26 protein-coding genes are annotated in these 24,384 nt (G+C 44.0%); 9 read left to right on the top strand and 17 right to left on the bottom strand.

Annotated features, from left to right (window positions below; translation table 11 throughout):
* Window positions 1-33 precede the first annotated feature (33 nt).
* Complete coding sequence (locus tag D2U88_RS07510; protein ID WP_119639763.1) at window positions 34-2,094, bottom strand: TonB-dependent receptor; 2,061 nt, start codon at window positions 2,092-2,094, stop codon at window positions 34-36.
* Between the two features lie 88 nt (window positions 2,095-2,182).
* Window positions 2,183-2,560, bottom strand: a complete 378-nt coding sequence (locus tag D2U88_RS07505) for a hypothetical protein (RefSeq protein ID WP_119639762.1) — start codon at window positions 2,558-2,560, stop codon at window positions 2,183-2,185.
* Window positions 2,561-2,846: 286 nt separating this feature from the next.
* Between D2U88_RS07505 and D2U88_RS07495 the strand changes: the two genes are divergently transcribed.
* From D2U88_RS07495 to D2U88_RS07455, 9 genes are all read left to right on the top strand, one after another.
* Window positions 2,847-3,935 carry a sensor histidine kinase gene (locus tag D2U88_RS07495; protein ID WP_072880477.1) on the top strand — a complete coding sequence of 363 codons (1,089 nt, stop codon included), beginning with the start codon at window positions 2,847-2,849 and terminating at the stop codon, window positions 3,933-3,935.
* A gap of 2 nt (window positions 3,936-3,937) precedes the next feature.
* A complete protein-coding gene (locus D2U88_RS07490) occupies window positions 3,938-5,269 on the top strand; it encodes a sigma-54-dependent transcriptional regulator (RefSeq protein WP_119639761.1) in 1,332 nt (443 codons plus the stop codon).
* Window positions 5,270-5,479: 210 nt separating this feature from the next.
* Window positions 5,480-5,929: a GreA/GreB family elongation factor gene (locus D2U88_RS07485; protein WP_072880132.1), complete on the top strand. Its 450-nt coding sequence runs from the start codon at window positions 5,480-5,482 to the stop codon at window positions 5,927-5,929.
* A 29-nt stretch (window positions 5,930-5,958) separates the two neighbouring features.
* On the top strand, window positions 5,959-6,321 hold the full coding sequence (locus tag D2U88_RS07480; protein WP_108423177.1) for a hypothetical protein: 363 nt from the start codon (window positions 5,959-5,961) through the stop codon (window positions 6,319-6,321).
* Between the two features lie 135 nt (window positions 6,322-6,456).
* Window positions 6,457-7,077 carry an MCP four helix bundle domain-containing protein gene (locus D2U88_RS07475; RefSeq protein ID WP_072880128.1) on the top strand — a complete coding sequence of 207 codons (621 nt, stop codon included), beginning with the start codon at window positions 6,457-6,459 and terminating at the stop codon, window positions 7,075-7,077.
* 230 nt (window positions 7,078-7,307) lie between these two features.
* The gene (locus D2U88_RS07470) at window positions 7,308-8,600 is read left to right on the top strand and encodes a Glu/Leu/Phe/Val family dehydrogenase (protein ID WP_108423175.1); all 1,293 of its coding nucleotides are present in this window, start codon (window positions 7,308-7,310) and stop codon (window positions 8,598-8,600) included.
* A gap of 63 nt (window positions 8,601-8,663) precedes the next feature.
* The gene (locus D2U88_RS07465) at window positions 8,664-9,083 is read left to right on the top strand and encodes a GreA/GreB family elongation factor (protein ID WP_108423174.1); all 420 of its coding nucleotides are present in this window, start codon (window positions 8,664-8,666) and stop codon (window positions 9,081-9,083) included.
* A complete protein-coding gene (locus tag D2U88_RS07460; RefSeq protein WP_119639760.1) occupies window positions 9,080-9,472 on the top strand; it encodes a hypothetical protein in 393 nt (130 codons plus the stop codon). The genes D2U88_RS07465 and D2U88_RS07460 overlap by 4 nt, the downstream gene beginning before the upstream one ends.
* A gap of 250 nt (window positions 9,473-9,722) precedes the next feature.
* The gene (locus D2U88_RS07455; RefSeq protein ID WP_119639759.1) at window positions 9,723-11,606 is read left to right on the top strand and encodes a SulP family inorganic anion transporter; all 1,884 of its coding nucleotides are present in this window, start codon (window positions 9,723-9,725) and stop codon (window positions 11,604-11,606) included.
* A gap of 44 nt (window positions 11,607-11,650) precedes the next feature.
* On the opposite strand, the gene D2U88_RS07450 is transcribed toward D2U88_RS07455, so the two are convergent.
* The 15 genes from D2U88_RS07450 to D2U88_RS19755 form a co-directional block, all read right to left on the bottom strand.
* Window positions 11,651-12,244: a Pycsar system effector family protein gene (locus D2U88_RS07450; RefSeq protein WP_108423171.1), complete on the bottom strand. Its 594-nt coding sequence runs from the start codon at window positions 12,242-12,244 to the stop codon at window positions 11,651-11,653.
* Between the two features lie 16 nt (window positions 12,245-12,260).
* Window positions 12,261-13,103, bottom strand: a complete 843-nt coding sequence (locus D2U88_RS07445; RefSeq protein WP_119639758.1) for a restriction endonuclease — start codon at window positions 13,101-13,103, stop codon at window positions 12,261-12,263.
* Between the two features lie 10 nt (window positions 13,104-13,113).
* Window positions 13,114-13,986: a hypothetical protein gene (locus tag D2U88_RS07440; RefSeq protein WP_235855749.1), complete on the bottom strand. Its 873-nt coding sequence runs from the start codon at window positions 13,984-13,986 to the stop codon at window positions 13,114-13,116.
* 21 nt (window positions 13,987-14,007) lie between these two features.
* On the bottom strand, window positions 14,008-14,460 hold the full coding sequence (locus D2U88_RS07435) for a DUF2141 domain-containing protein (RefSeq protein ID WP_235855748.1): 453 nt from the start codon (window positions 14,458-14,460) through the stop codon (window positions 14,008-14,010).
* A complete protein-coding gene (locus tag D2U88_RS07430) occupies window positions 14,457-14,849 on the bottom strand; it encodes a hypothetical protein (protein ID WP_119639756.1) in 393 nt (130 codons plus the stop codon). Before D2U88_RS07430 ends, D2U88_RS07435 begins: the two co-directional genes overlap by 4 nt.
* Window positions 14,846-15,613 (bottom strand): LOG family protein, encoded by a 768-nt coding sequence (locus D2U88_RS07425; protein ID WP_119639755.1) that lies wholly within the window; start codon window positions 15,611-15,613, stop codon window positions 14,846-14,848. Before D2U88_RS07425 ends, D2U88_RS07430 begins: the two co-directional genes overlap by 4 nt.
* The gene (locus tag D2U88_RS07420; protein WP_119639754.1) at window positions 15,613-16,734 is read right to left on the bottom strand and encodes an ABC transporter permease; all 1,122 of its coding nucleotides are present in this window, start codon (window positions 16,732-16,734) and stop codon (window positions 15,613-15,615) included. The genes D2U88_RS07425 and D2U88_RS07420 overlap by 1 nt, the downstream gene beginning before the upstream one ends.
* Window position 16,735: 1 nt before the next feature.
* Window positions 16,736-17,842, bottom strand: coding sequence for an ABC transporter permease (locus D2U88_RS07415; protein ID WP_119639753.1), 1,107 nt, complete (start codon window positions 17,840-17,842; stop codon window positions 16,736-16,738).
* Window positions 17,843-17,854: 12 nt separating this feature from the next.
* A complete protein-coding gene (locus tag D2U88_RS07410; RefSeq protein WP_119639752.1) occupies window positions 17,855-18,583 on the bottom strand; it encodes an ABC transporter ATP-binding protein in 729 nt (242 codons plus the stop codon).
* Window positions 18,580-19,485 (bottom strand): ABC transporter ATP-binding protein, encoded by a 906-nt coding sequence (locus D2U88_RS07405; protein WP_119639751.1) that lies wholly within the window; start codon window positions 19,483-19,485, stop codon window positions 18,580-18,582. The genes D2U88_RS07410 and D2U88_RS07405 overlap by 4 nt, the downstream gene beginning before the upstream one ends.
* A gap of 42 nt (window positions 19,486-19,527) precedes the next feature.
* Entirely contained in the window at window positions 19,528-20,397 is an 870-nt protein-coding gene (locus D2U88_RS07400) for a hypothetical protein (RefSeq protein WP_119639750.1), read from the bottom strand.
* Between the two features lie 26 nt (window positions 20,398-20,423).
* Window positions 20,424-21,344 carry an HlyD family secretion protein gene (locus D2U88_RS07395; protein WP_119639749.1) on the bottom strand — a complete coding sequence of 307 codons (921 nt, stop codon included), beginning with the start codon at window positions 21,342-21,344 and terminating at the stop codon, window positions 20,424-20,426.
* Window positions 21,325-22,665, bottom strand: coding sequence for a TolC family protein (locus D2U88_RS07390; RefSeq protein WP_119639748.1), 1,341 nt, complete (start codon window positions 22,663-22,665; stop codon window positions 21,325-21,327). The genes D2U88_RS07395 and D2U88_RS07390 overlap by 20 nt, the downstream gene beginning before the upstream one ends.
* Window positions 22,662-23,267, bottom strand: coding sequence for a TetR/AcrR family transcriptional regulator (locus D2U88_RS07385; RefSeq protein WP_220114668.1), 606 nt, complete (start codon window positions 23,265-23,267; stop codon window positions 22,662-22,664). Before D2U88_RS07385 ends, D2U88_RS07390 begins: the two co-directional genes overlap by 4 nt.
* Before the next feature lie 722 nt (window positions 23,268-23,989).
* Complete coding sequence (locus D2U88_RS19755; RefSeq protein WP_262696586.1) at window positions 23,990-24,112, bottom strand: hypothetical protein; 123 nt, start codon at window positions 24,110-24,112, stop codon at window positions 23,990-23,992.
* Window positions 24,113-24,384 lie beyond the last annotated feature (272 nt).

The following is a 24,384-nucleotide window of genomic DNA, read 5'->3' as shown; positions in this document are numbered from 1 at the left end:
GTTTTAAATGGGATTTATAAAAAAGTTTTATGATCAATTGATGGCATAGGATAAGGTCATGAAAAAGTTCCTTCCCATGCGGGGGATGTTGTTCCAGTCGGAATAGGTGGAATAATACCGGTCAAAAATGTTTTCGATACCCACTTTGCCATACAGGGCTTCACCTCCTATGGAAAAGGTTTTGCCCAATGATAATGACAATAGGGCATATGCCGGTGTGTGGTCCTCACCAAAATCCGGATTGAAATCGCTTTGGTCCAAGGCCCCGGAAAGGGTCAGGGTGCCGGAAAAATTTCCTTGTCCATAGGTAAGTCGGGAACGATAGGCCAATGGACTGATAAAGGGTAGGTTACGGCCATTTTGATCCGTACCCCTGTGATAGGAGACCAATCCGCTCCAATCCAGTTCCGATGTGAGTTGGTATACCATGTCCAAAGACACATTGTAAAGGTTGGCATATTCCAGATTGGTATATACCTTGACCCCATCGGCACCAATGGTCATAACGTCCAGTTCGGGATGGACCTCGCCGATGATGTAATCCCAAGTATGGAAATAATTGCCTTCCACGGCGATGTCCAGATTTTTTATGGGCCACGCCATTTTAAAATTGGCCTCTAGGGCCTTTTCATTCTTAAGGTCAGGATTTCCGATATAGTCATGGTTGTCAAAACTGTTGAACAGGTAAAATCCAAAACCTTCCGAAACCGATGGTGCACGGTCCCCATACGCAAGCCCACCACTGAGGTGAAGTGCCTTGAACTGTCTGTGGTAGTGCGTGGAAACACTCTTTAGTACCCGGGTCTGCCGTTGGGCCATATCAGGATTGAAGATCCGAAGGCTGTTCAAGCCGAAATCATCGGCCACGTTGAAGGTTTGGAGTGCCAAGCGTGTCGATAGCTTCACTGAACTTTCTTTAAGCGAAATTTTGTCCTCCAAATAGATGCCTGAGTTCAAGGTCCGCACGTCGGGCCAGGTCAACATGAACATGTCCTGCTCGTTGGGATCATTGGGATACATGGTCATCTCCGCCAGGGAACGGTTGTAATAGCCGTCGAGTTTACCTATAAGATGATGGTCATCCAAGATCAGCTCGGTCTGGGTGTAAAACCCATAGGTGTCGCTCCAACCGGGCATGTCCATCCGAATGGGTACATCGGGCCGTTGACTGTCGTCCATGATATGCGTAATGGTGTTCGCATAGAGTTTGGTCTCCCAATTCTCCAGGTCACCGATGAAACTGTCCTGTACCCAGCTCAGGGAGCCGATAAAGGCACGTGCCAGGGACACATCCATAGGCAGTGCGGGATACCCTACGTCCCGGGCTTCATCAAAGATGAAACTGGCCAACAGTTTTTGGTTTTCCGAAACTTTATATCCCGCATTTGTGGAGAGGTTGTATTTTTCAAATTGGGAAAAAGCAACTTCTTCACCTCCGCCGGCCGTATAGTTTTCCGCTTTGCGGTAAATCAGGTCCGTATCCACATAGAAATGTTCATTCGAAAAGTTGAGCTCACCGCCCACAATTTGGGCAGTATTGTTGCTCTCATAGCCAGTTTCCACTGCACCTGTCCATCCCAAGGGCCTAAAATTGCTCTTTTCCAAACGCATGTCCAGGGCGCCCCCGATCACATTGCCGTGCCGTGCCCCTTGTTGGCCGCTTTCCACATGGATATCGGAAAGGTTGGACACATCCACATAGGAGGTAATGGGATCCATTTTGTCGGTACAGGCCCCAAAGATCCGCATGCCATCTATTGTGATGGACAGCCGTTCGGAGGTCATGTCATTGAGCATGGGGTCCCAGGCATAGGCCCCTCGTTTGACCATGGAAACCTTTTTGGAGGATTCCAAATATTGGTCCAATGTGGATAGGGGCTTTGGTTGGGATTTGTGTTCAATCCCCCTGTTGAAGGAAGAAATGACGATGACTTCCTTTAAGTCAATAGGGAGAATAGAGTCTATGATAGGGGCCAAGATCGGTTCTTGGGCTTGGGCCTTTTGTGGGGACAATGGTATGACCCCCAGACAGAGGACCAAAATCAAATGGCCCAAATAGCCCGACCATGCCCCATATGGATATGTGGTTTTCATTGAAAAATGTTTTGAATCAATTCAAAAGGGATTGGGGTACTGTCCCAACAAGTATTTTAAAGCGTCGGGATGTGTACAGGGAAGTTGTTCAGACCACTTCTGGGGGATGGGAAATGTCGGAAATGAACAGTTGGGAATGGATTCCTTGATATCGGAAGGAATTCTTGTCTGGATACACCTGAAAAAGGGTATCGAGATCAAAAACCAACAAGGACTGAAAGAAAACCAGGGGTTGGATCTCCATTTTTGATCGTTGTTCCCCAAAGGGGTTCTTGTCCTGGTCTTTTTGCTGTTTCTCCAATTGTTTGGCCAGATAGCATTTGCCGTTGCAGTGCAATTGGGGCCTGTCCTTGTTCTCGCAGAGCACCTTTGTTATATAATCATAATTGGCCACATATTCGATGACCGGCCAAAGGGGTTTGACCAACATGATGAGAGCCACAAAAAGAATTATATAAGGTTTCATAGGAACAAATGTAGGGTTGACCAAAAAGGCGGGACATGATAATTGTCATAAAGAGGATAAAAATGTCTTTTTTATCTATTTTCGTTTTGTAAATGGGTTAAAAAGATGTTTGGGTAGGGGACAGGACAATTGTTTTAAATATATGGCGTGGGCTTTCATGATCGACCATGTTGTATTTTTGTCAATAAAGGGACAGATCGTTTTTATGAACCTTACCCACGCCCAGTATGCCATCATTAGGATTGGGAAATTGTTTTTTTAAATTGTAAAAATGATATATGGCTTTATGACAAATACAGAACAAAAATTAAAGGAACGTGTCAAGGAACTGACCTGTCTTTATGAGGTTACCTCCATTATTGTGAATTCAAATTATGATGAACTCGAGACCTCCCTTGAAGCCATTGCCCATTGTTTAAAACGGGGTTGGCAGTTTGCTGAGGCAGCAGCGGTCCAGATAACGATCGGGGATTACCAGGTACAGACCAAAAATTATGGAAACGATATGGTCTCCCATTCTTCCGATGTCAAGATATTCAACAAAGTAGAGGGGCGAATAACAGTGGGCTATCCTTCTGCCGAATTTAGCGTAACAGATTTTTTGGATGAGGAAAGGACCTTGCTCAAAAATGTCTGTTTGGCCATCGGTAATTTGATGGAACGCAAACACATCCGTGATTCGGAAGAGGAAACCAAAAGACAAATGGAACGAGCCGATCGGTTCCACATCATGGGAGAGATCACCGCGGGAATTGCACATGAACTCAATACCCCTTTGGCCAATATTTTAGGTTTTGCCGAACTGCTCGTGGAAAATACTGGAGATGAAGCCACAAGGAGAGATCTCCAGAAAATTATCGATAATGCTATTTTCAGTCGAGAGATCGTTAAAAAGCTCATGTTCTTTACTTGTGAAATGCCCCAAGAGATGGAACAGATTGAACTGAACGCAGTTGTGGAAAATGTTTTACGCTTGTTGGCACCATCCCTTAAGGCCAAACAGCTGAACATTGTCAAATCTTTTGGCCGGGAACATATCCAAATGCGGGCCAATACCGTTCAACTGACCCAAGTACTGTTCAACCTTATCATGAACGCAGCCTATTACTCCCCGCCGAAGGGGGCTATACATATTGAACTTGACAAATCAAAAGACAGGACCATTATCCGAATTGCGGATGAAGGACAGGGCATAGAAACAGAACATGCGGATAAAATTTTCGAACCCTTTTATACATCAAAACCAACAGGTGAGGGTACAGGACTGGGTCTAAGTGTAGTGCACGGTATTGTGCGTAGTTACAAAGGAACGATCTCACACCGGCCCAATACCCCCAAAGGCACTATCTTTACCCTAGAGTTTCCCAAAATTTAGGTATGGCACTGCACAAAGAGAACATCTTAGTTGTCGATGACGACATTCACATCCTGGAACTTCTTTCCAGACAGTTGAAAGGACTCGATTACCATGTCTATAAGGCCATCTCGGTAAAGGAAGCACTGTATATTTTAAAGGATAGTGTTATTGATCTTTTGATCACCGATATTCAAATGCCCGAAGTGGATGGCCTACAGTTATTGAAATATGCAAACGAACATTATCCCCTAATGCCCAAATTGGTGGTCACGGGCTATCCTTCGGTGGACGGGGCCTTGGAAGTCATCAAATCGGGCGCAATTGATTATTTGACCAAGCCCTTTACCAAAGAGGAACTCAAACAATCCGTTGAAAAGGCCTTGTACAGCAAGGAGAAACAACCTTTGTCCATAAAGAAACAATCAATACCTGACATAAGTGATAACCGTTTTGAAGGAATGGTCGGCAGTTCGGACGCCTTTCAGAAAATCCTCAATATCATAGATCGCGTGAGGGACAATAGGGCCACTGTACTGATCACGGGGGAAAGTGGAACAGGAAAGGAACTGGTGGCAAGGGCCATCCATTATTCCGGTAAGTTTTCCAAAGGACCTTTCATTGCAGTAAACTGTGGTGCCATCCCCGAAAACCTCCAAGAGGCAGAACTCTTCGGATATGTAAAAGGTGCCTTTACAGGAGCCAATGAGAACCGCAGTGGATTCTTTCAGGCCGCTGAAGGAGGAACCCTTTTTTTGGATGAAATAGGAGCAGCTGGTTTGGCGGTACAGACCAAGCTGTTGCGTGCACTTCAAGAAAAGGAAATCACCAGGGTGGGGTCCCGAAAACTGGAAAAAGTGGAAATCCGCATTGTTGCGGCCACCAATGTGGATCTTTTGGAGGAGATCAAGAACAAGAACTTTAGGGAAGACCTATATTATCGACTTACGGTTGTGGAAATCAATGTGCCGCCACTTCGGGATAGAAAATCCGATATTCCTTTGCTGGTGGAAAAGTTTCTCCGAAAATATGGTGTTGAATATAAAGACCGTCTGCCAAGAATTAGCCCTGAGGCCTTAGGGATTTTGGAACGATACCACTGGCCAGGGAACATCAGGGAACTTGAAAATATAATCCAGCGCGTGGTGATCATGTCGGATGGCCCCATAGGGATCGAAGATATACCCGAGTTCTTGAAGTACCGGATTGATTTCCCCCAAAAAGGTCTTGTGCCCCTTAGGGAAATGGAGAAGGAATATATCAAAAAGGTTCTCTTGCACACAAAGGGAAATAAGACCAAGGCCGCCGAAATACTGCAGATAGATCGCAAAACCTTGCGTGATAAGCTGGATTGAACCGGTTATAAAATAGCCGACTGGGGAAATATACCCCGTTTCCATTTTCACTCCAAAATTTTTAATATTCAATTGTGTATTGATAATCAGTTGATTACAATAACGTCTCCTTTTTTTTGAACATTGGGTACGGACTTTGCCCTTTGGATTTCCAAACGTGCCAAATCTGGACAATACCGGTTGACGGATTTGTGAAAATAAGAGAACCTTATGAAGTATGGCAGTCTCATTTTGGAGAAGAATGATTTTCTGATGACCAGAAAGTTCATGAAACAGAATTGTATATGGGAAGATTATATCCATACAGGTGTATTGGAGATCTTGGACCTGAATTTGAACAATGCTGTGGTGTTGGATGAGGGCCAGATGCCCTCTGACATTGTTCGACTGTATTCCGAGGTTACCCTTGTTGGTTCCTCGGACCATCAGGATTCCTTCCGGCTTGTACCTCCTGGCGAAGAAGATGCGACGACAAACCAAATTTCTGTGACCAGTAGTTTGGGCGCATCATTGATCGGTTTCTCCAAAGGTGACCGAATTACCTATGGCCTTCCCGGTAGTAAAATATCTTTTACGATCGAAAAAGTAAAGCAGGGTAGGCAAAAGGTCAAACTCTCCATTTCAGATGGTGACATGCAAAAGATGGTACCCGAACAGTAAGTGATTTATTGATTCTAAATATTATGGTTATGATTAAATATGTAATTGTCCTTTTGTTTTCTATAAACCTGTTGCATGCACAGGCCAATGCATCCCAAACGAACACAAAAGTCAAAGTCGGGGATGTATTCGAAATCGGGAAACCTGAAACGAACAAGTACAAGTATATTGACTTCCCCAAGGCGAACTTTATCATCAAAAGAGGGGGTATCGCAAACTACAAACGTGTGGAAGGGGAAAAAGTGGTGGTGACTTCCGTCAAAGAAAAAAAGGATGGATCCACAAAGATCAAGATCAAACGAGTTGATGGTAACAGGTTCTTTGGCAGTCATAGCATAGTGGCCGTCGACTTTTTTGGGGCAATGGAGTCCGGAGAGCTCCAAACCTTATAGTTGATTTATGATTGGTGGTTAGTTGATGATGTCCACCCGGTTTTCCAAAATTGTTATTTGCTCAACAAGGTAGTGGCCGGGTGGATTTTCGATCCAGAGGATAATTCTTTGATGTAATACCTAAATGATTAAAACATGAAAACTAAATTTTCAATAAAACAACGAATATTGGTCGGTCTGGTCCTGGCCACCGCTTTTTTGTTGGTACTGGGCTCCAACCTGTTGGACCGGAAATATTTTTCCACAATACAAGCATCGGTCAAATCCATTTATGATGATCGCATAGTGGTGCAGGATTATATCTATCAATTACAGGATATGGCACATGAGATGGAAGTGGCACTCTTGAAAGGTGAGTATGTGCAGGGTAATGAGAGGTCTGAAAAAATCAAAGCTTTGTTGGCTGATTTTTCCAGAACCAAGTTGACACGGGACGAGGCCAGGCTGTTGGAGCGATTGGACCGTCAATTTTCCGATTTGGAACCCAGTGGGACAACCAATGCATCAAAAGAAGGGAAACCGTTGGCCGAAGCAAAAGTATTGCCACAATTGGCACAAATAAGACAAACCTTGGATGGCCTTGAGGAAATCCAATTGGAACAAAGTGACATGCTGACCCAGCTATCAGAAAAAACCTTGGGGGTCAATAGGATGTTGTCCAATTTAGAAGTGGTATTTCTGGTCATCATCGGAATATCGATTTTGGTACTGGCGTTCTATCCGGTAAAGGTGCTAAACCCCGTGCATTGGAATTAATACCCTAATCTCAATTAATAAAATTTAAAGAATCCATGAAAGAATTAGTACGGAGCCTATGCTCAACGTGCAGGCATGTGGCCTATTGTTCCTTAAGTACGGATAGGACCAATATCCAATTATGTAATGAATACGTCCATCGACTTGATGAAAGCGACGGACCGGCCATAATGGTCACAAATGAAATGATGAGTAATTAAGCACACCTAGTGCAACCAAAATTTTATACAATGACAACAACGATAACATCGGAAAAAAAACAACTGAAACAAGGTATGTTGGACAATGTCATGAGACAGTTCAACAATGCAGCGGACATTATTGAACTGAACAAGAACATCCGTAAGATCCTTGAAGTGACGAACAACGAGTTCATTGTCCATTTCCCGGTCCGCATGGATAACGGTGAAGTGGAAATATTCACGGGGTATCGGGTTCAGCACAACAATGCCCTGGGCCCCTATAAGGGAGGACTTCGTTACCATCCTACAGTGGACATTGATGCTGCGCGGGCACTGGCCATGTGGATGACCTGGAAGACCTCATTGGCAGGATTGCCCTACGGGGGGGCCAAAGGGGGTATCCAATTGGATCCGACAAAGTATTCACAGGACGAATTGCAACGGATCACCAGACGGTTCACCTATGCCCTTGGGGACAATATAGGCCCAGAATTGGATATTCCGGCTCCGGACGTGAATACCAACGCCCAGACCATGGCTTGGATCTTGGACACGTATATGTCCACCAAATCTCCCAATGAACGTTCAAAGAACCTACATGTGGTCACTGGAAAACCCATAGGGGCAGGAGGCTCCGAAGGCAGGGACAGGGCGACCGGTTACGGGGTGTTCCTGACCATTAAATTTTGGGCAGAAAACAAAAAGGTCGATTTGAAAAACAAAAGGTTCATTGTACAGGGTTTTGGCAATGTGGGCTATTGGGCCGCACACTTTCTGGAAAAGGAGGGGGCAATACTCACAGCGGTACAGGATGCCTATGGAAGCATATATAACGAGGATGGCATCTCCACTGAAAAATTATTGGAATATGTACAGGCCAATAAGGGAAGTGTCCTTGGCTTTAGTGGTGCAAATACTATGGACAGTGCCGATTTTTTTGGTCTGGACTGTGATATCTGTATCCCGGCAGCATTGGGAAACCAGATCACTGTTGAAAATGCCCCGAAGATAAAGGCCCGTTTGATCGCTGAAGGAGCCAATGGACCAACCGATGTAAAGGCCGAGGAAATCCTTTTGAAAAGGGGAGTCGATATCATTCCTGATATCCTCTGTAATTCCGGAGGTGTAATCGGAAGTTATTTTGAATGGTTGCAAAATCGCAACGGAGAAATATGGCATTTGGATGAAGTATTGGAAAAATTGGAAAAAAAGATGAGAGAATCCTTTGGCAAAGTAGTCCATAAGGCGAAATCCAAAAAAGTGGATATGCGCACAGCCGCCTTTATCATTGCCATTGAGCGACTTGAGGAAACGTATGTCCAAAGGGGTATTTTTCCATAATCCAATAATCCATTTAGGGTTCCATTTGAATGTGATGGAGGCTAAAACATAAAACGAAAAATAATGAAATACGGTAGTTTGGTAATTGAAAAAAAAGAATATGTCCTTTTGAAGCGGTTGATGAACCTATCAGGATACTATAAGGACAATACCCTTAGGAGCTCGGTAAAAAAGCTCGTGGGTGAAATGGAAACAGCACGGATATTGGATGAAGCGGAAATGCCGGATGATGTCATCCGGTTCAATGCCGTGGTGACCATAATTTCCGAAAATGGATGGCACAAAAAATTCAAATTGGTACTTCCTAGTCGGAGTGATGTGAAAAACAACCATATTTCAATCCTGACCCCCATGGGAGCAGCGGTCATGGGGTATGCCAAAGGGGATTCCCTAGTTTGGGAGTTTCCTTCCGGAAACCAAAAATTGAGCATTGAAAATGTGGAACAGGAGAATGAACCCATAAACCTAAACATGGTATTATGAAGCAGGTGAACAGACCCTATTTTCACGAGTCCATAAGCCAGATCATAGTTAAAAAGGACAAGTTGGAGATTTCCAATTGGACCGAAACCATGGAGTTGATGAATAATGAACTGCAATATTTGATTCCATTGGAAAAACGCCTATTGGGAAACCCTGCGGTAAACCAAAGCCTTTTGGCCATCCAGCGGGATAACCAACTTCGCTTGGGCACCCTGTATCGATATGAAAGGACAATGATAAATGCCATTGAGTGTGATACCACGGAATGTGACGCCTATTATCTGAACACCCATGAGAAAAATAGGGATAGTTATATGGACCATATCAAGACCTATACCAAGATCAAGACGATATTGCTTTCAAAAATTTTGGAAAGGTATCAAAGGTAACTTGGATGATCAATACGTAAGAATTAAAATTTAATGAAGAATACGGTTTTCACCCTTTGTTGGTGAAACAGGGAGGGAACGACCATTGCCACCAATGCCAATGGTCCATTCTGAAAGTACCTTGGCCATTACTTGGCGACCCCTACCCAAGGATCGGTAGCACGTTAGTACAAAAATTCAATAATGTCTGGTTGTAGTTATCTGGGCGTAAAAAGTACCGGATTTGGATTTAAAAAACCATACAAACAACATGAAGAATTTTTTTTCCAATTTACGAGGAGATATATTTGGAGGGCTCACAGCAGGAATTGTAGCCCTCCCTTTGGCGTTGGCGTTCGGTGTCAGTTCTGGGATGGGTCCCAGTGCAGGACTCTATGGAGCCATCTTCATCAGTTTTTTTGCGGCACTTTTTGGAGGGACCAATACGCAGATTTCTGGTCCAACGGCCCCTATGACAGCCGTCAGCATGGTCGTGGTAACAAGCATTCTGGCATTCAATGATGGTGATTTTGAGAAAGCTTTGCCAGCAATACTTATGGTCTTTTTGATGGCAGGACTTGTCCAAATAGGATTGGGACTTGTAGGCATCGGAAAGTATATCAGATATATTCCCTATCCTGTTGTTTCCGGTTTTATGACCGCCATAGGGATTATTATCCTTGTAACCCAGATTTTGCCTTTGGTGGGGTATTATCCCAAAGAGGACATGGCACTTGTGGATCAGTATAGGCCCATGGCCCAAGAATCAATTTTGAGAAAAATCCTTAAAGAGGAATCTAGGGAAAGTATGCTTGTCCTCGAGGATTTCCAAGAAACCATCGACCGATCTGAAGAAGTTTCAGAGGAAAATATTTTGAAAGAGGCAAAGGCACTGGCAGGAAAGGATACTTCTGGTGTGATGGGTGCCATCAATATGCTTCCAAGGGCATTACAACATATCAATTGGCTCGAATTTGCCTTGGCCTTTGGCACGATTGTTATTATTTATGGGTTTAAAAAAATAACGACGTCCCTTCCCAGTGCACTTGTAGCTTTATTGGTCGTTTCAGGTGTAGCTTATGGTCTTGGACTGGACTATAGACCCATCGAACAGATACCTGGAGGCTTTCCCATAATTCATTTTGATATGTTCACACAATTTAGGCTGGATTCCATAACACCGTACGTATTTACGGCATTTACACTTGCTTTATTGGGAGCTATTGACTCTTTGTTGACCTCGGTGGTCGCGGACAATATGACCAAGACCCAGCACAGGCCGAACAGAGAATTGATCGGGCAGGGAATAGGAAACAGTATTGCGGCATTTTTTGGTGGGTTGCCTGGAGCAGGGGCCACCATTCGGACTGTGGTGAACATCAATGCAGGAGGTAAAACCAAATTATCTGGAATGGTAGCCGGAGTATTCTTGTTGACGGTGTTGTTGGCATTGGGTCCAGTGGCATCCAAAATTCCAGCGGCAGTGTTGGCAGGCATCTTGGTAACGGTCGGAATTGGGGTGATAGATTATAAGGGGCTCAAGGCCATTCCGTTTCTACCAAGGGACACGAAAATTGGTCCCTTTAAGGTTAGTTCAGAAGTGATCATCATGCTCGTGGTTATGGTGTTGTCCACTGTTTGGAACTTGGTGTACGCAGTTGGCGTTGGCTTGGTATTCGCATCATTGATGTTCATGAAAAAAATGGGAGACTTGACCGCGGAACGCTCCGATGTGAAGACCCTGGAGCAAGAGAAGGGTTGGGCGGATGAAGCTGCGTTTCCGGAAAGCCTAAAAAGAAAGGTATTTATCAAACATTTGAAAGGACCTCTGTTTTTTGGATTTACCAGTGAGTTCCAGCAATTGGCCAAACAGATTCCACGCTCTGCATCAACGGTCATTATCCGCATGGACCGTATGCAATATTTGGACCAATCGGGACTCTACACCTTGGAGGATATATTGATCGATCTCAAAAATTCAGGAATCGAAGTGTTGTTTGTTGGATTGTTGGAACAGCCCAGGTACATGATGGAACGCGTTCGGTTGATTCCTTCATTGATCTCGGAGAACCGCATATTTATCGACTTTAAAGCATGTACGGCGTATTTAAAAAACAACTTGGATCATACAGTTGATGTATCGAAGGAAAATTAGATCTGCCTGTGGTTCAAACGACTAGAATTTTTTGGATAGACTTGTCAGTTCAAAATAACGGTGCCCGTGATCAATGAATATGCAATCGTTGCTATTATGCCTATCAAAAGGATTCCGGATGATATCAAAAGTAAACGTTGTTTTTTTGCTATGGCCTTGCCCAAGAAGTAAAGATCGACCACCATTTCATCATAGGTGTTCTGTCCACTTTCCATTATGCGGTTCAATTCTTCCTTAAACTCAACGAGGGATTGGTTGGCAAAATTGTCCGCATAGAGGGTACCCTTATAATTGCTGGCCCTGAATTCCTTTCCGATGTACCGATGGGGCAACATGCTGAATATGGCGAATATCATGGAGAACAGACTACAAATGACCAAAATCCGGGTTCCGATGGTAATGGTGAATTCCCCATTTGCCGGAACAAGGACCAGGGCTCCCAATAGGAGGGAGGAGATGATGGAATTGACCGTAAGCATGATCCTGGCCTTGTTGTCGACCATTTTCAGAAGATTATAATGATTCCGGGACAGTGTTCTGAAAAGGGTCTGCACCCCGCGGGAATCATACTTTTTCAATTTTTCCATCCATTGATCCCTTGGCAAGGTTTTCTCTGATATTGATTCGGTATTTTTCATAACGTTCATTCTTGGTTCACAAAAGACACAATTGATGCACCTCGGACAATACCTCCCTGGTTTTTCTGGAAGAAAGATGTAGTGGTTGCAACACTTCGGGTCGTTGTTCGATTTCCAAGGTCAGGATGACGTCCCGATCTAGAAGCTGACGCTTTTCGTGCTTGGACAGTGTGGTCAGTGCGGTGATGGGATAGAGTCCGAATCGGTCCACATGCTTTGGGATACCGTTGTCCTTGGGATAGTCCCAGCTTAACAGTGTTAACCCGATGCAGTTTCCATAGTTGATTGCATCGGCGGTGAACTGGGTATTGGTGACCAGCCAACCTTGTTTTAAATGGGTGCTTTTTTCCGGATCGGCGTTCCATTTTTTTTGGACATCCAAAAACCTGGAATTGATGTATAGCGGGATCTTGACATTACTTGAGAATTTGGTGTCGGAATGGAACTTGCATTCAATGGCGTAGACATTGCCCTTTTTTTCTGCCAATACATCTATCTCATGATTCACACAGGCACCTTTGAGAACAACACCTACCTTGGTTTTGTACCCTTTTTGCCTTAAAAGGGCGCTGACCATTCGTTCAAAGGGATAGCCCGTGGGCCCTAGGTCAAAGATGGCCCGTTTCAAGCTGTATTTGGATGCACGGATGCGGTTTGCTTTTTTTAAAAAGGAAAAAACCCTTCTGTGGATCTCATCGGTCGAAATCCCATCATAGATCCAAGGCTCAATGTGGGCAATAACCGCAGTTATTTCTTCCGGTGTAGCCCCACATTTTTGAAGGGAGTGTTCCAATTTGGCGATTGAAAAATCCTCCAGTTCCCCGGAATATTTCTTTACCTGAAATGTTTGTTGCTCCATGCTTATTGCTTTAAAATCGTAGTACCTCGGTCATGATGCCAAAACGGATGACATCGAGACGGTGCTGGAAATACATGTTGTAATAATCCGTGCCGTGGTAGTATTCCATAAAAAATCCAATGTCCTCCAAAAATTTGGGATGGTAGTATACGGTCAACCGTGTATGCAATCTTTTGATAGCGAGGAGGTCCCAATCGTTTACTTGGTCCATGAACCAGGTGGCTTCCAATTTCAAGGAGAAATCTGCCTTGATGGAACCTCGGTGTCCCATTTTCACCGGGAGCTTGTACGCGTAAAAGGCATTGTGCCAGCGCAAACCGCTATAATGACCCTGTAGTTCCTCCAGCATCCAGCTCTTTGGATGGATTTCCAAGGATGTCTTGAGGAATTTTGTCGCATTCACGGCCTTGTCAAAGGATGTATGGACCAGTCCCAGTTCAAAATAATTGGTGGCAAAGTTTCCCGACTCCAAGTTGACGGTACCATCCGTGTTGTAAAAGGCCCCATTTTGACCATTGGAATGATGGGCCAACTTTCCAAATAGGGCCATTCGAGTGCCGGTGGTACCTTTGGACATCAAATAGTATGCGGCAATTTGTGGGATATAGCTTGGGGTCTTTACCGGGTAGGAAACGGCATTGTACATTCGGATGATGATCTGGGGGGTCAGCACCCCCATCAATTTGGAGTCCATACGTTTCCGTATGATAAAACTGGGGCTGACATTGGCCTCGAACATCAAGGGTTCCAAATTACCAATGTCCATGGGAAATGTAATGTAGCTTTCCCGTTGGTTGACCAGAGCGACCTTATCCAATTCCATACTGGGCCAATCCTTGTCCTGTCCTTGCAGGGCCTGGAAACAACAACAAAAAATGATCATTATGGGATGAAAAAGCCGCATTTATTTATAGATCATGTTCACCACGATAGTACTGTCCTTGACCAGGTCAAAGCTTGCCTTGCTGAAATTGGGACGATTGGACAGGCCAATCGTTTTGAAATTGGAAAAGCCGATTCCCTCCTTGGGCAATAGCAATCCCATTTCAATCTTGCCGTTCTTGTCCTCATCATGTAGCACACTGATGGCATAGGTACCCAGTGTAAGGTCGGTAAAGGTTGTGGAGGACTTTCCATCGGATATGGACGACGTCCTTATTTGATGGTATTTTTTGAACTTTTGATCGGGAAGTGATCCCTCCCTATCGTACAGTGCATATTGAACCACGCCCCTTGAGCTCCGTAAACCTTCCACGTTTACGGTCAGGGAAGGGTTCATATTGGAGTGTACTCGATCGAAGGTTATGGATGTGGACAGTACAAATGATGTGAAACTGATGATAAGTATATTTTTCATAACCGGGGTTTTGTTACAGTATAGGTGCCCAAGGCGAAGAAAAGGGTCAGGATGATTCTCAGGAACAGGGCGGTGATGGTCTTGTCCTCATACAGACCCCCATCCAAAATATGGATCAATAGGCCCATAAATGCTCCCATTAGGATGAACAATGCCACCATTAAGGGAACAACGGACCATTTTTTATGGGAAAACAATCCAAGGAGAGATAGGCAATAGAGCCAGCCACATAGGAAGTTGCTCCAAATGACCAGGGGAACATAGTTGCCCTGATGTTCCCGGATCCCAAAAAGATCCAATAGAATGGAACTGCTGAGGAACAGGGTAATGGCCGTAAACAAGCCCAATCCGCCCAAGGTAATGGTTCTGATAATGCTCTTTTGCTTCATGATGATACGCTTTTGAAGATTCCCTGAACCTTTTGTTCCCCAAACCACCATTTTGGTCTTTGGGGTTTACGGGTAAGGTTGAACTTTTTGATTGCGTGGGTCTTGATATGTTCTTGCATCTCTTCAATGGAGTCCGTTACAAAGAGCAGTTTCATATCCTCGGATCCAATACTCTCGTTGGCTGCCATCAGCTTGATATGGTTGCAGAGTTCGCTATGGTACTCCGATCCAAATATGACCACGGGGAAATCCTGGATCATTTTGGTCTGGATCAAGGTGAGCGCCTCAAAAAGTTCATCCAGGGTTCCAATGCCCCCGGGCATGACCACAAAGGCATAGGAGTACTTCATCAACAGGAATTTCCGGACAAAGAAATAGGGGATATCGATCCACTTGTGGAGATAGGGATTGGGCTTTTGTTCAAAGGGTAAAATAATATTGCAGCCCACTGAATATCCCCCTGCTTCAAAGGCTCCTTTGTTAGCGGCTTCCATGATGCCAGGACCTCCACCGGTCATGACCGTAAACCCTAGACCGGCCAAGGCGGCACCCACTTGCTCTGCTTGGGTATAATAGGGATTGTCGGGTTGAAAGCGGGCCGACCCGAAAACGGTCACACAGGGTCCCATAAAGTGCATCTTCCGAAATGCCTTGATAAAGCTCCGTTGTACCCGAAAGGTAAAGGCAAGCTCCTTGAACCGTGACAAAGGCCCTCGAAGAAATTTGGATTCCGATCGTCGCAATGGATGGTTTTGTGTGTTCATCAACTGATTTTTTTATAGCTCCATACGGCCATGGTATTCATGATCACGGCATAGAGGGTTGTTTTGAGAAGCTGGGGCAAAATATCGGTAAGACCGGAGCCTTTGAGCATGACCATGCGCATGATTTCAACAAAGTATTTGATAGGGTTGAATTCGGTCAGGAACTGGGCCCATTTGGGCATACTTTCGATAGGGGTGAAAAGACCGCTCATCAGGATGAAAATGACCACAAAAAACCAAGCGATGAACATTGCCTGCTGTTGGGTATCCGTAAAATTGGAGATGAACAGACCCATACCCAAAATCACCAGTATGTAAATGGAGGTGTAAAAGTACATGAGGGCCAGACTTCCCAGCATGGGTGTGGCAAAAATGAGTTTGGCCAATACCAACCCAATGGTCAAAAGCCCCATGCCGATGACCCAAAAAGGAAAAAGCTTCCCAATGATAAAGTGGTGCTTTTTAATTGGGGTGACATTGATTTGTTCCAAGGTGCCTATTTCTTTTTCCCGGACAATGTTCATGCCCGAAAGGAACAAGGTAATCATGGTCACCAACAGCACTAGGATCCCGGGAACCATAAAGGTTTTATAGTTCAAGGTTTTGTTGTACCAAAATAGTGGGATGCCCTCGATGAGAACGGGTCGTACCGTGTTATTGGACAGCTGGACCATGTCTACCGACAGATTCTTGTTGAATGTTTTGATTATCTGGGTGATATAGACATTTTCAACCCCTGCGGCAGCTCCGTCGATGGCATTGATGGTCACCCCAAGATCGATATTTTTGTCCTTCCACAAATCCCGTTCAAAGTGCTCGGGGATGGTCAATACCACATCGACCTCCCCTTGTAACATGGCCAGGTCGCTTTCTTTTGGATGGGGGAATACCTGGGAAACATCAAAAAAGGTGGATGCACGAAACTTATCTATCAGGGCGCGGGAGGTATGGGTGTAGTCATTGTCAACATATCCAAAGGAAATGTTGTTGATCTCATAGGTGGCCGCATTGGAAAGAATGACCAATTGCAGTAGCGGCAGTATGAAAATGATGGGCAACATGCCCTTGTTCCGAAAGATCTGCCTGAATTCTTTGTTTATGATATATAGGATTACCCGCATGCTATTCCAATCTTATTTTATATTTTCTTACACTAAGTCCAATGAAAAGAAGGGTCATCCCCAAGAGGACCAAGGTTTCTTTCCAAACAATGCTGATGCCCACACCTTTGAGCATGATTCCCTTGACAATGATGATGAACCATTTTGCCGGTACGATATTGCTGATGACCTGAAGGGGAACGGGCATGCTGGAAATCGGAAATATAAAGCCCGATAAAAGGATCACTGGTAACATCAGCCCCATCAAGGAGATCATCATGGCCGTTTGCTGGGTGGCCGAAATAGTGGAGATCAATATCCCCAGTGCCAAGGAGGTGACAATGAACAGCACACTTTCCAGGCCCAACAGGAACAGACTGCCATTGACGGGGACATGGAAGACGAAAATGCTCAGTATGACAATGGCGGCAGCATTGATGATGGAGAGAAAGATGTAGGGGAACACCTTTCCAATGATTACCTGAAAGGGGTTCAAAGGGGATACCAATAAAATCTCCATAGTGCCCAATTCCTTTTCCCGGGTTATCGAGATCGAGGTCATCATGGCCGATACCAACATGAGGATGACGGTCATGACCCCCGGTACGAACATATAGACACTTTTCAGTTCCGCGTTGAAGGCCATCCGGGATTGGGGAACGATCTGATAGTCCAACGTTATGGACCGGTTTTGTTCCTCTTGGTAATGGGAAAGGATGGAATTGATATAGTTACTGATGGTGTTGGCCATATTGGGGTCGGTCGCATCCGTCACAATTTGAACCTTGGCAGAGTGTTCCTTGACCAGTTTCTTACTGAATTCCTTTTCAAAATAGAGCACAGCCTTTATCTTCCCTTTTTTAAAGACTTCCTCAATCTCCGCCTCCTCCTTTATGTGTTGGAGGATACTGAAATACTCCGATGACGATATTTTTGAGATAATCTCTTTGGTAGAGGCATCCTGGGACCGATCTAGAATCGCGATGTCAACATTGTTGATCTCATTGGTGATGGCAAACCCAAAAAGCATGATCTGTGCGACGGGCATCCCGAATAGGATGAACAGGGATCTTCTGTCCCTGAAAATATGGTAAAATTCTTTTTGTACAAACCCGATAAAGCGTTTCATATGGTAACCTGTTTAACTTCTTGCCAATTTTAAGAACACATCGTTCATGGAATCCGAACCAAAATGGGTCTTTAGGTTTTTTGGGGTGTCCAGGGCCTCGATAGTGCCGTCCACCATAATGGATACCCTATCGCAGTATTCTGCCTCATCCATGTAGTGGGTCGTTACAAAAATGGTCGTGCCATTGTTGGCAGCCTTATAGATCATTTCCCAAAATTGCCTTCGGGTAATGGGATCCACCCCTCCTGTGGGTTCATCCAAGAAAACAATTTTTGGGTCGTGCAATAGGGAAACCGAAAATGCGATTTTCTGTTTCCATCCCAACGGTAAGGATCCCACCAGACTATGGGCGACTTTCTCCAGGCCCAACTCCTCAATGAGCAGGTTCGATTTTTGGGAGATCCTATTCTTGGACAACCCATAGATACCCCCAAAAAAACGAATGTTTTCCTTGACGGTCAGATCATCGTAAAGAGCAAATTTTTGACTCATATACCCGATACTTTTCTTGATGTCCTCTGTTTGGGTATATACATCGAATCCCGCCACATTGGCCGAACCCGAACTGGGAGCGGAAATGCCAATCAGCATTTTCATGGCAGTGGTCTTCCCGGCGCCATTGGCACCCAAAAAACCAAAGATTTCCCCTTTCCTGACATGGAAACTGATCTTGTTCACCGCGGTGAAATCACCAAAAACCTTGGTGAGTCCCTCTACTTTTATTACTGTTTCTTCCTTCATTGTTTTGCCAATTCCATAAATGTGTCCTCAATCGTTGCCTTGGTCCTTTCGATATGGATGTTCTGCAGCCCTTCATTTTTTAAGTATGCCATGAGCTCCAAAGGATCGAACCCATCCCGTTGATCCGTATAGTGGATGTATTCTCCAAAGGGAAATACACTGTGTTTATGGGCATAGGCGTTCAATTTTTCGATCAATAGGTACGTGTTGTGGGCCCCAACGTCGAAAATGGGTTTGGGATAGTGCTCCACAATGGCTTTTGGGGTGTCGATTTCAAGGATCCTTCCATCTTGGATGAGTGCGATCCGATCACATAGGGCGGCCTCGTCCATATAGGGGGTCGACACGAGAATGGTAATTCCCTTGTCCTGTAATCTTTTGAGCATTTCCCAGAATTCTTTTCTTGAAACCGGGTCAACACCCGTTGTGGGTTCGTCCAGGAACAGCACCTTGGGTTTATGGATCAAAGCACAGGAAAGTGCCAATTTTTGCTTCATGCCACCGGACAATTTGCCCGCCCTTCGACTTTTGAAAGGTTCTATCTGAACATAGATGTCTCGGATCAAATCGTAATTCTCTGCGATGGTCGTCCCAAAAATCGTGGCGAAAAAACGAAGGTTTTCCTCGACCGTGAGGTCCTGGTATAGTGAAAATCTCCCGGGCATGTATCCGACCTGTTTTCTAATGGCCTTAAAATCGGCAATGATATCGTACCCTGCAACGGATGCCGACCCGTGGTCGGGCAGGAGTAAGGTGGTCAGTATCCGAAAAAGGGTGGTCTTACCAGCACCGTCAGGTCCGATCAGCCCAAACAGTTCCCCTTGGTCGACCTGAATGGAAATGTCATCCAAAGCATTGACCTTTCCGTAGGATTTGCTGATATGATCTATACGAATGGACATGGGTATGGGTTGCTATTGTTTTGGTTTCCTAAATCTGGACAGCTATTCAAAAAATTCATAGTAGCCATTTAAATGCTGTTCAATATCATGTACCCTTTGAACCCCTGATGTCTCACTGTCGGTATTTTGCAGGGCTTCGATTTTTTCGATCAATGGATGGAGCCAGACATGCAAATTGTCATGGGAAGGGCCGGTCATGGTACATTCCTTTACAATGGTATTTTTAAGGTCGTTGAGGTCATCCCCCAATGCTTGGTACGCTGATACGGAACCGCCGTTGAAGCCGTTCAGGGTAGTGAGCATCTTGGATACCCCCAGGGTGGTCTCCGCATTCGCCAGCCATTTGGATCCATGGTCCAGTTGGATTTCATTGATCCATGCATCATGGGCGATCGGTACATTTGGGGAGGCTTCCTCGACCTGGATTTGATCTGGATTGCTTTGGGAATCTGAGCTTTGCCTGTTCGGATTATTTTTGCAGGAATGGAGGATAATGGTTGTTGCACCCAACAGCACTGCCATGCCTCTCCAACCCCTGGTCTGTAGATTTGATTTTTTGAACGAACCCCATTGGATGAGTAAGAATACCAGTGCCCAAATGATGGCCCGGATTTCCATGGCCCTAATGCTTTCTTTGGCCACATGGTTTGTAAACAATACGAGGAAGATCAGGACGGAGATATGGGACAACAATAGCAGGAGTACAGAACTTGAGGTCGACCTAGATCGATTCCAAATAAGGTAAGCTACCAGTAATGACAGGGCACCTAGCACGATATTATAGACCAACAGTCCCTTTAGGACAACATGGCCTGCTTCGTGGATGCCGAGAAGTACCAAAGTTCCCATTATCAAGGAAACGGCGCCCAACACGAATACTAAGATCATTGCAATAAAATGTTGTAGTTTCATAGGATGTCTTTTATGGGTTAAATAGATTAGTTCGCAATCCACATTTCGGCGGGCATGCCAATTTTGAGGCTTCCATCATTTTTGACCTTTATCTTCACAGCATACACCAAGTTCACCCGTTCTTCCTTGGTCTGTATGATCTTGGGCGTGAACTCCGCAGATGCGGATATCCAGGATACCGTGCCTTCATACGATCTCATTGAATCCACATCATCGATCTTGACCGTGACCGATTGACCGATCTTGATGTTGGGTAGTTGTGCTTCACTGATATATACCCTGAGTTCCATTTCATCAAGGTTGGCCATTTTGAACAAGGGCCTTCCGAAGACAGCGACTTCACCAGGTTCGGCATATTTGACCAATACCGTACCGTCCAATGGACTTTTCACGATACTTTTTGCAATTTGGTCCTCAATCTGCTCGATCTGGACCTCAATGCCCTTGACTTCATTGATAATGGGGGCGTTCTGGGTTTCGACACTCTTGATCTGTTGCTGTAGGATTCGTACCTTGCCCTGGATGTCGTCCAATTGCTTTTGGGTGGCCGCATTCTCCTTGATCAAGCTTTCAATGCGCTTCTTGTCGTTTTGGGCTACCTGCAATTCCTCTTGTAACACGTCTCGCTGGGAGAGCACGTTTGTTGATTTTGAGTAAATGGTTTGTTTTGCGGCTTTCAATTGATCGCGTTTCAACGATAATTGGATGGTGTCGATGACCCCGACAACTTCATTTTTTTCAAGGAGGTTTCCTTCCACCACATCCAGAAATTGAATTTTACCGTTGGCTTCGGCGGAGACGGTGGTCTCCGTTGCCTCAAAGTTTCCATAGCCATCAGCGAGATCCCCTCCACCATTACAGGATGTAAGGGAAACGACCAGGGTGAAAATGGACAATATTGTTAGGGTTTTTTTGGTCATAGGGGCCTTAGTTGCTGCTCTTTTCATAAGTACCTTGCGTAATTTGATATTGAATCTGGTTCAGTAGTTTTTGGGTTTTATGGAGGGCAAGGTTGCTCTTGGCCTCATATAAATTTGTAAACTCGGTGATATATGCCGAGGAGGTTATCACACCGTTTTTTAGTTGGGATTCTGCCGTCTTGACCATTTTTTCAAACCGAGGGATGATCTGTTCATCATATCGGATGAGCTCCTCCATTTTGTCTATTTCGGATTGCAGGTTGACCAGTTCCAAGTCATTGTTCAATTCAAAGGTTTCTTTTTGAGAATCGACAATATTTCGGTCAATCTGTAAAGACTGTCGTTCTTTTCGGTTTTTGTCCCAATCAAAGACATTCCAATGGAGTTTTACACCGGTCATGAAAAAGGAGTTGAAGGTATTGTCCAGCATGTTGAGCCCTGGATTCCCATACCCGCCCTGTGCAAAAGCACTAATCTTTGGAAGTTTGGACCTTTCCAAAAGATCCGATAACAGATCGACTTGGGATTTTTGTAGCTCAAAAAGCAAAAGTTCCGGTCTTTTGGATGTCTGGTCGGGAACCACGGGAAAAACCTCCGGACGCTGTAATACAACCTGTGGTTGCAGGTCGGTGCCTATCATAATGGAGAGTTGCTGAAGCAAATCCAATTTGGACATTGAAAGTTCTGTGTTTCGCTGTTGGATTTTGATGAGTTCGACCTCCAATGCATCCGCTGATGAGGAAAGCAAGGTGCCATATTTTACACCGGCCCTGACCTCTTCAAGCCTTGCAGTCAATTGGGATTCCTTTGCACGCAACAAATCTTGGTTTTCCTGTAACAAAAGCAAGGAGAAATACAAATGGTTAACACGGTTTTTCAGCCCATATAAAGAAATCTCAACTTCCTGTTGCCCAATGGCGGCCTTGGTCTCCTTAGCTTTGATCGAAGCATCGATCAGACCTCCATGGTAAATCAATTGGTTGGCATCCAATGTCGTGCGGTATTGATCTTTATTTGGGGGGTCAATGGTAACATTCATCAATTGCCCCCCAAGACTTGTTACTTCGGATTGGTAGGTGGCCTGGCCATTGAGATCCAATTTGGGCAAGCGGTCCTTCTTGATCACATCAATATCCAGTCCCAACTGTTCGGTCAACAGCGATGTTTGCTTGGCCAACGGATAATTTATATGGACCAGTCTCAAACATTTGTCCAAGGATATCGTTTCTTGGGCCTGGATTATAAATGGGAATGAAAGGAGGACCACTAACAGGAATGAATCCTTGTTTAGATGAGGCAATACCAGCTTCCATGATACATGTTGTATACTGTCGATCAGATGCTTCATTGTACTTTGATTGTATTAATGATCATTTCAGGAATCAATTTTTTTCGTTCCTCCATGAGGGTTTTAAAGGCTATTTCATCCAGGTCTAGAATACCTATGACCAAGCCTTTGCCTACAAATGGAAATGCGGTCAGGGAAATAAGGTTCAAAACCAATTGTTTGGGATCAATGGGCCTAATATTTCCATGTTCGATCTCCCGAGCTATTTGTTCTTCAAATTTGGATGGGTCAGGAGTCACATGATTCCTGAAAAATGTTTCACCAAACTGCGGGTTGATGTTCATTTCTTGGATAATAAAAGTGGGTAAATATGGGTTATCGACCACAAAGGTGATATAGCCGTCCACAAACTCCCTGATTTTTTCAAAAACGGGTTTGTCCGAATTGAAAATGGAGTTCAGAAAAGGAGCCAATTCTCCAAAAGCCTGTAGAAAAACTGCTCCAAACAGTTTCTCCTTGCTTCGAAAATAATAGTGGAGCATAGCCTTATTGATGTTGGCCTCATCAGCTATTTCCTGCATGCGTGCTGCGGCAAGACCCTTTTTATAAAACACGGTCTTCGCGGCTTGTAATATTGCTTTTTCAGTATCTGTATGTATCATAAACCATATATTAACCAACAAATTTAACCAAATGGTTAATACCATTTATAATTATTAACTTATTTTTAAAATTGAAGTATTTGAGAGAGGTATAAAACAGCTTTAAATATGAACTGTTATGTTAGGAGATGGTTGGGGATTATAGACTTTGAAATAAAGGGAACTCTTTCTTATGAGATACTGAGAATCGGTTGCCTTGGATTTTATTTTCGAATAAGCATATTGCTTCAATCAAAAATCACTTATTCAATTAACTTATTGATGATTAATGATATCTATGATTTTTTAGTTGCAGACAACCAAAATATATGATGTAGTAGGTTAAATTGATGTCTTCCTTGATTCCCAGAAACCGGTTGTTCGGCAATTTTTAAGAGTCTACCTCAGCCATAAGGTGGACATATAAATTGAGTGAAGAACAAAGAGCGACTATGAAAATGATAATGTGGAATCAACAATATGGGTAAGTTATTGATTTATATTATGCAGTCATTTGAAATTCCGATATACCACGGTTTATTTAAATAAATGGAAGGTTGCGATGAAAAAATGGCTTTATCCCTTGATGATTACTATAAATCAAGCTTGAATTCAAAATCTATGTAGAATTTATTTTGTTATGAGAAGCCTACAATGATTGAAGGCCAATCAATATCCAATTGGCCTTCAATTTTTTACATTAAGAATTTAGTATTTATACTTTTAAAAGGAAAACAAATGCATTAAGCTTTTCTGGATTTCCGCTTTTTCATTTTTTTCTCCTCAAGTTTTTTTTGGATTTTTTCTTGCTTCTTTGCCTTTAGGTCAGCTTTTGAAGCTTTTGGTTTAGCAATATTCTTTGCCATTTTTATTTAATTTAAAAATTGAAAAATTCTTTTTGAACACTGTACCCTGAGCAGACCTTTTTTTGCGAGTAAGCCAACCAATTTGAAAATTATTCAAATAGGCGGCGTGGAAATAACAAAAAGGAACAGGTGTTTAAGCACACTCGCAAGTGCTTAGGAAGTCGGAAAGATGATCTTCAATTTTCTATTGATACTAACCTTAATCATTTTTAAATAAAATTGCTAGGCAGATAGAGTGAAGATACACCTTGTTTTCAGTATAACAAAGAGGG

Origin of the sequence: Flagellimonas aequoris (assembly GCF_003584165.1) — a bacterium.
In the GTDB taxonomy this organism is placed as follows: Bacteria; Bacteroidota; Bacteroidia; order Flavobacteriales; family Flavobacteriaceae; genus Flagellimonas; species Flagellimonas aequoris.
The sequence above is the reverse complement of the archived record's forward strand: the minus strand, read 5'-3'. Positions and strand labels throughout refer to the sequence as shown.

Bases quoted from the DNA above. Each gene is read 5' to 3' on its own strand.
- D2U88_RS07505 (WP_119639762.1), bottom strand. From the start codon at position 2,560: ATGAAACCTTATATAATTCTTTTTGTGGCTCTCATCATGTTGGTCAAA.
- D2U88_RS07495 (WP_072880477.1), top strand. From the start codon at position 2,847: ATGACAAATACAGAACAAAAATTAAAGGAACGTGTCAAGGAACTGACC.
- D2U88_RS07385 (WP_220114668.1), bottom strand. From the start codon at position 23,267: ATGATACATACAGATACTGAAAAAGCAATATTACAAGCCGCGAAGACC.
- D2U88_RS07480 (WP_108423177.1), top strand. From the start codon at position 5,959: ATGATTAAATATGTAATTGTCCTTTTGTTTTCTATAAACCTGTTGCAT.
- D2U88_RS07395 (WP_119639749.1), bottom strand. From the start codon at position 21,344: ATGAAAAGAGCAGCAACTAAGGCCCCTATGACCAAAAAAACCCTAACA.
- D2U88_RS07405 (WP_119639751.1), bottom strand. From the start codon at position 19,485: ATGTCCATTCGTATAGATCATATCAGCAAATCCTACGGAAAGGTCAAT.
- D2U88_RS07425 (WP_119639755.1), bottom strand. From the start codon at position 15,613: ATGAACACACAAAACCATCCATTGCGACGATCGGAATCCAAATTTCTT.
- D2U88_RS07455 (WP_119639759.1), top strand. From the start codon at position 9,723: ATGAAGAATTTTTTTTCCAATTTACGAGGAGATATATTTGGAGGGCTC.
- D2U88_RS07450 (WP_108423171.1), bottom strand. From the start codon at position 12,244: ATGAAAAATACCGAATCAATATCAGAGAAAACCTTGCCAAGGGATCAA.
- D2U88_RS07430 (WP_119639756.1), bottom strand. From the start codon at position 14,849: ATGAAGCAAAAGAGCATTATCAGAACCATTACCTTGGGCGGATTGGGC.
- D2U88_RS07490 (WP_119639761.1), top strand. From the start codon at position 3,938: ATGGCACTGCACAAAGAGAACATCTTAGTTGTCGATGACGACATTCAC.
- D2U88_RS07465 (WP_108423174.1), top strand. From the start codon at position 8,664: ATGAAATACGGTAGTTTGGTAATTGAAAAAAAAGAATATGTCCTTTTG.
- D2U88_RS07400 (WP_119639750.1), bottom strand. From the start codon at position 20,397: ATGAAACTACAACATTTTATTGCAATGATCTTAGTATTCGTGTTGGGC.
- D2U88_RS07460 (WP_119639760.1), top strand. From the start codon at position 9,080: ATGAAGCAGGTGAACAGACCCTATTTTCACGAGTCCATAAGCCAGATC.
- D2U88_RS07410 (WP_119639752.1), bottom strand. From the start codon at position 18,583: ATGAAGGAAGAAACAGTAATAAAAGTAGAGGGACTCACCAAGGTTTTT.
- D2U88_RS07435 (WP_235855748.1), bottom strand. From the start codon at position 14,460: ATGAAAAATATACTTATCATCAGTTTCACATCATTTGTACTGTCCACA.
- D2U88_RS07420 (WP_119639754.1), bottom strand. From the start codon at position 16,734: ATGCGGGTAATCCTATATATCATAAACAAAGAATTCAGGCAGATCTTT.
- D2U88_RS07510 (WP_119639763.1), bottom strand. From the start codon at position 2,094: ATGAAAACCACATATCCATATGGGGCATGGTCGGGCTATTTGGGCCAT.
- D2U88_RS07445 (WP_119639758.1), bottom strand. From the start codon at position 13,103: ATGGAGCAACAAACATTTCAGGTAAAGAAATATTCCGGGGAACTGGAG.
- D2U88_RS07485 (WP_072880132.1), top strand. From the start codon at position 5,480: ATGAAGTATGGCAGTCTCATTTTGGAGAAGAATGATTTTCTGATGACC.
- D2U88_RS07475 (WP_072880128.1), top strand. From the start codon at position 6,457: ATGAAAACTAAATTTTCAATAAAACAACGAATATTGGTCGGTCTGGTC.
- D2U88_RS07470 (WP_108423175.1), top strand. From the start codon at position 7,308: ATGACAACAACGATAACATCGGAAAAAAAACAACTGAAACAAGGTATG.
- D2U88_RS19755 (WP_262696586.1), bottom strand. From the start codon at position 24,112: ATGGCAAAGAATATTGCTAAACCAAAAGCTTCAAAAGCTGACCTAAAG.
- D2U88_RS07415 (WP_119639753.1), bottom strand. From the start codon at position 17,842: ATGAAACGCTTTATCGGGTTTGTACAAAAAGAATTTTACCATATTTTC.
- D2U88_RS07390 (WP_119639748.1), bottom strand. From the start codon at position 22,665: ATGAAGCATCTGATCGACAGTATACAACATGTATCATGGAAGCTGGTA.
- D2U88_RS07440 (WP_235855749.1), bottom strand. From the start codon at position 13,986: ATGATCATTTTTTGTTGTTGTTTCCAGGCCCTGCAAGGACAGGACAAG.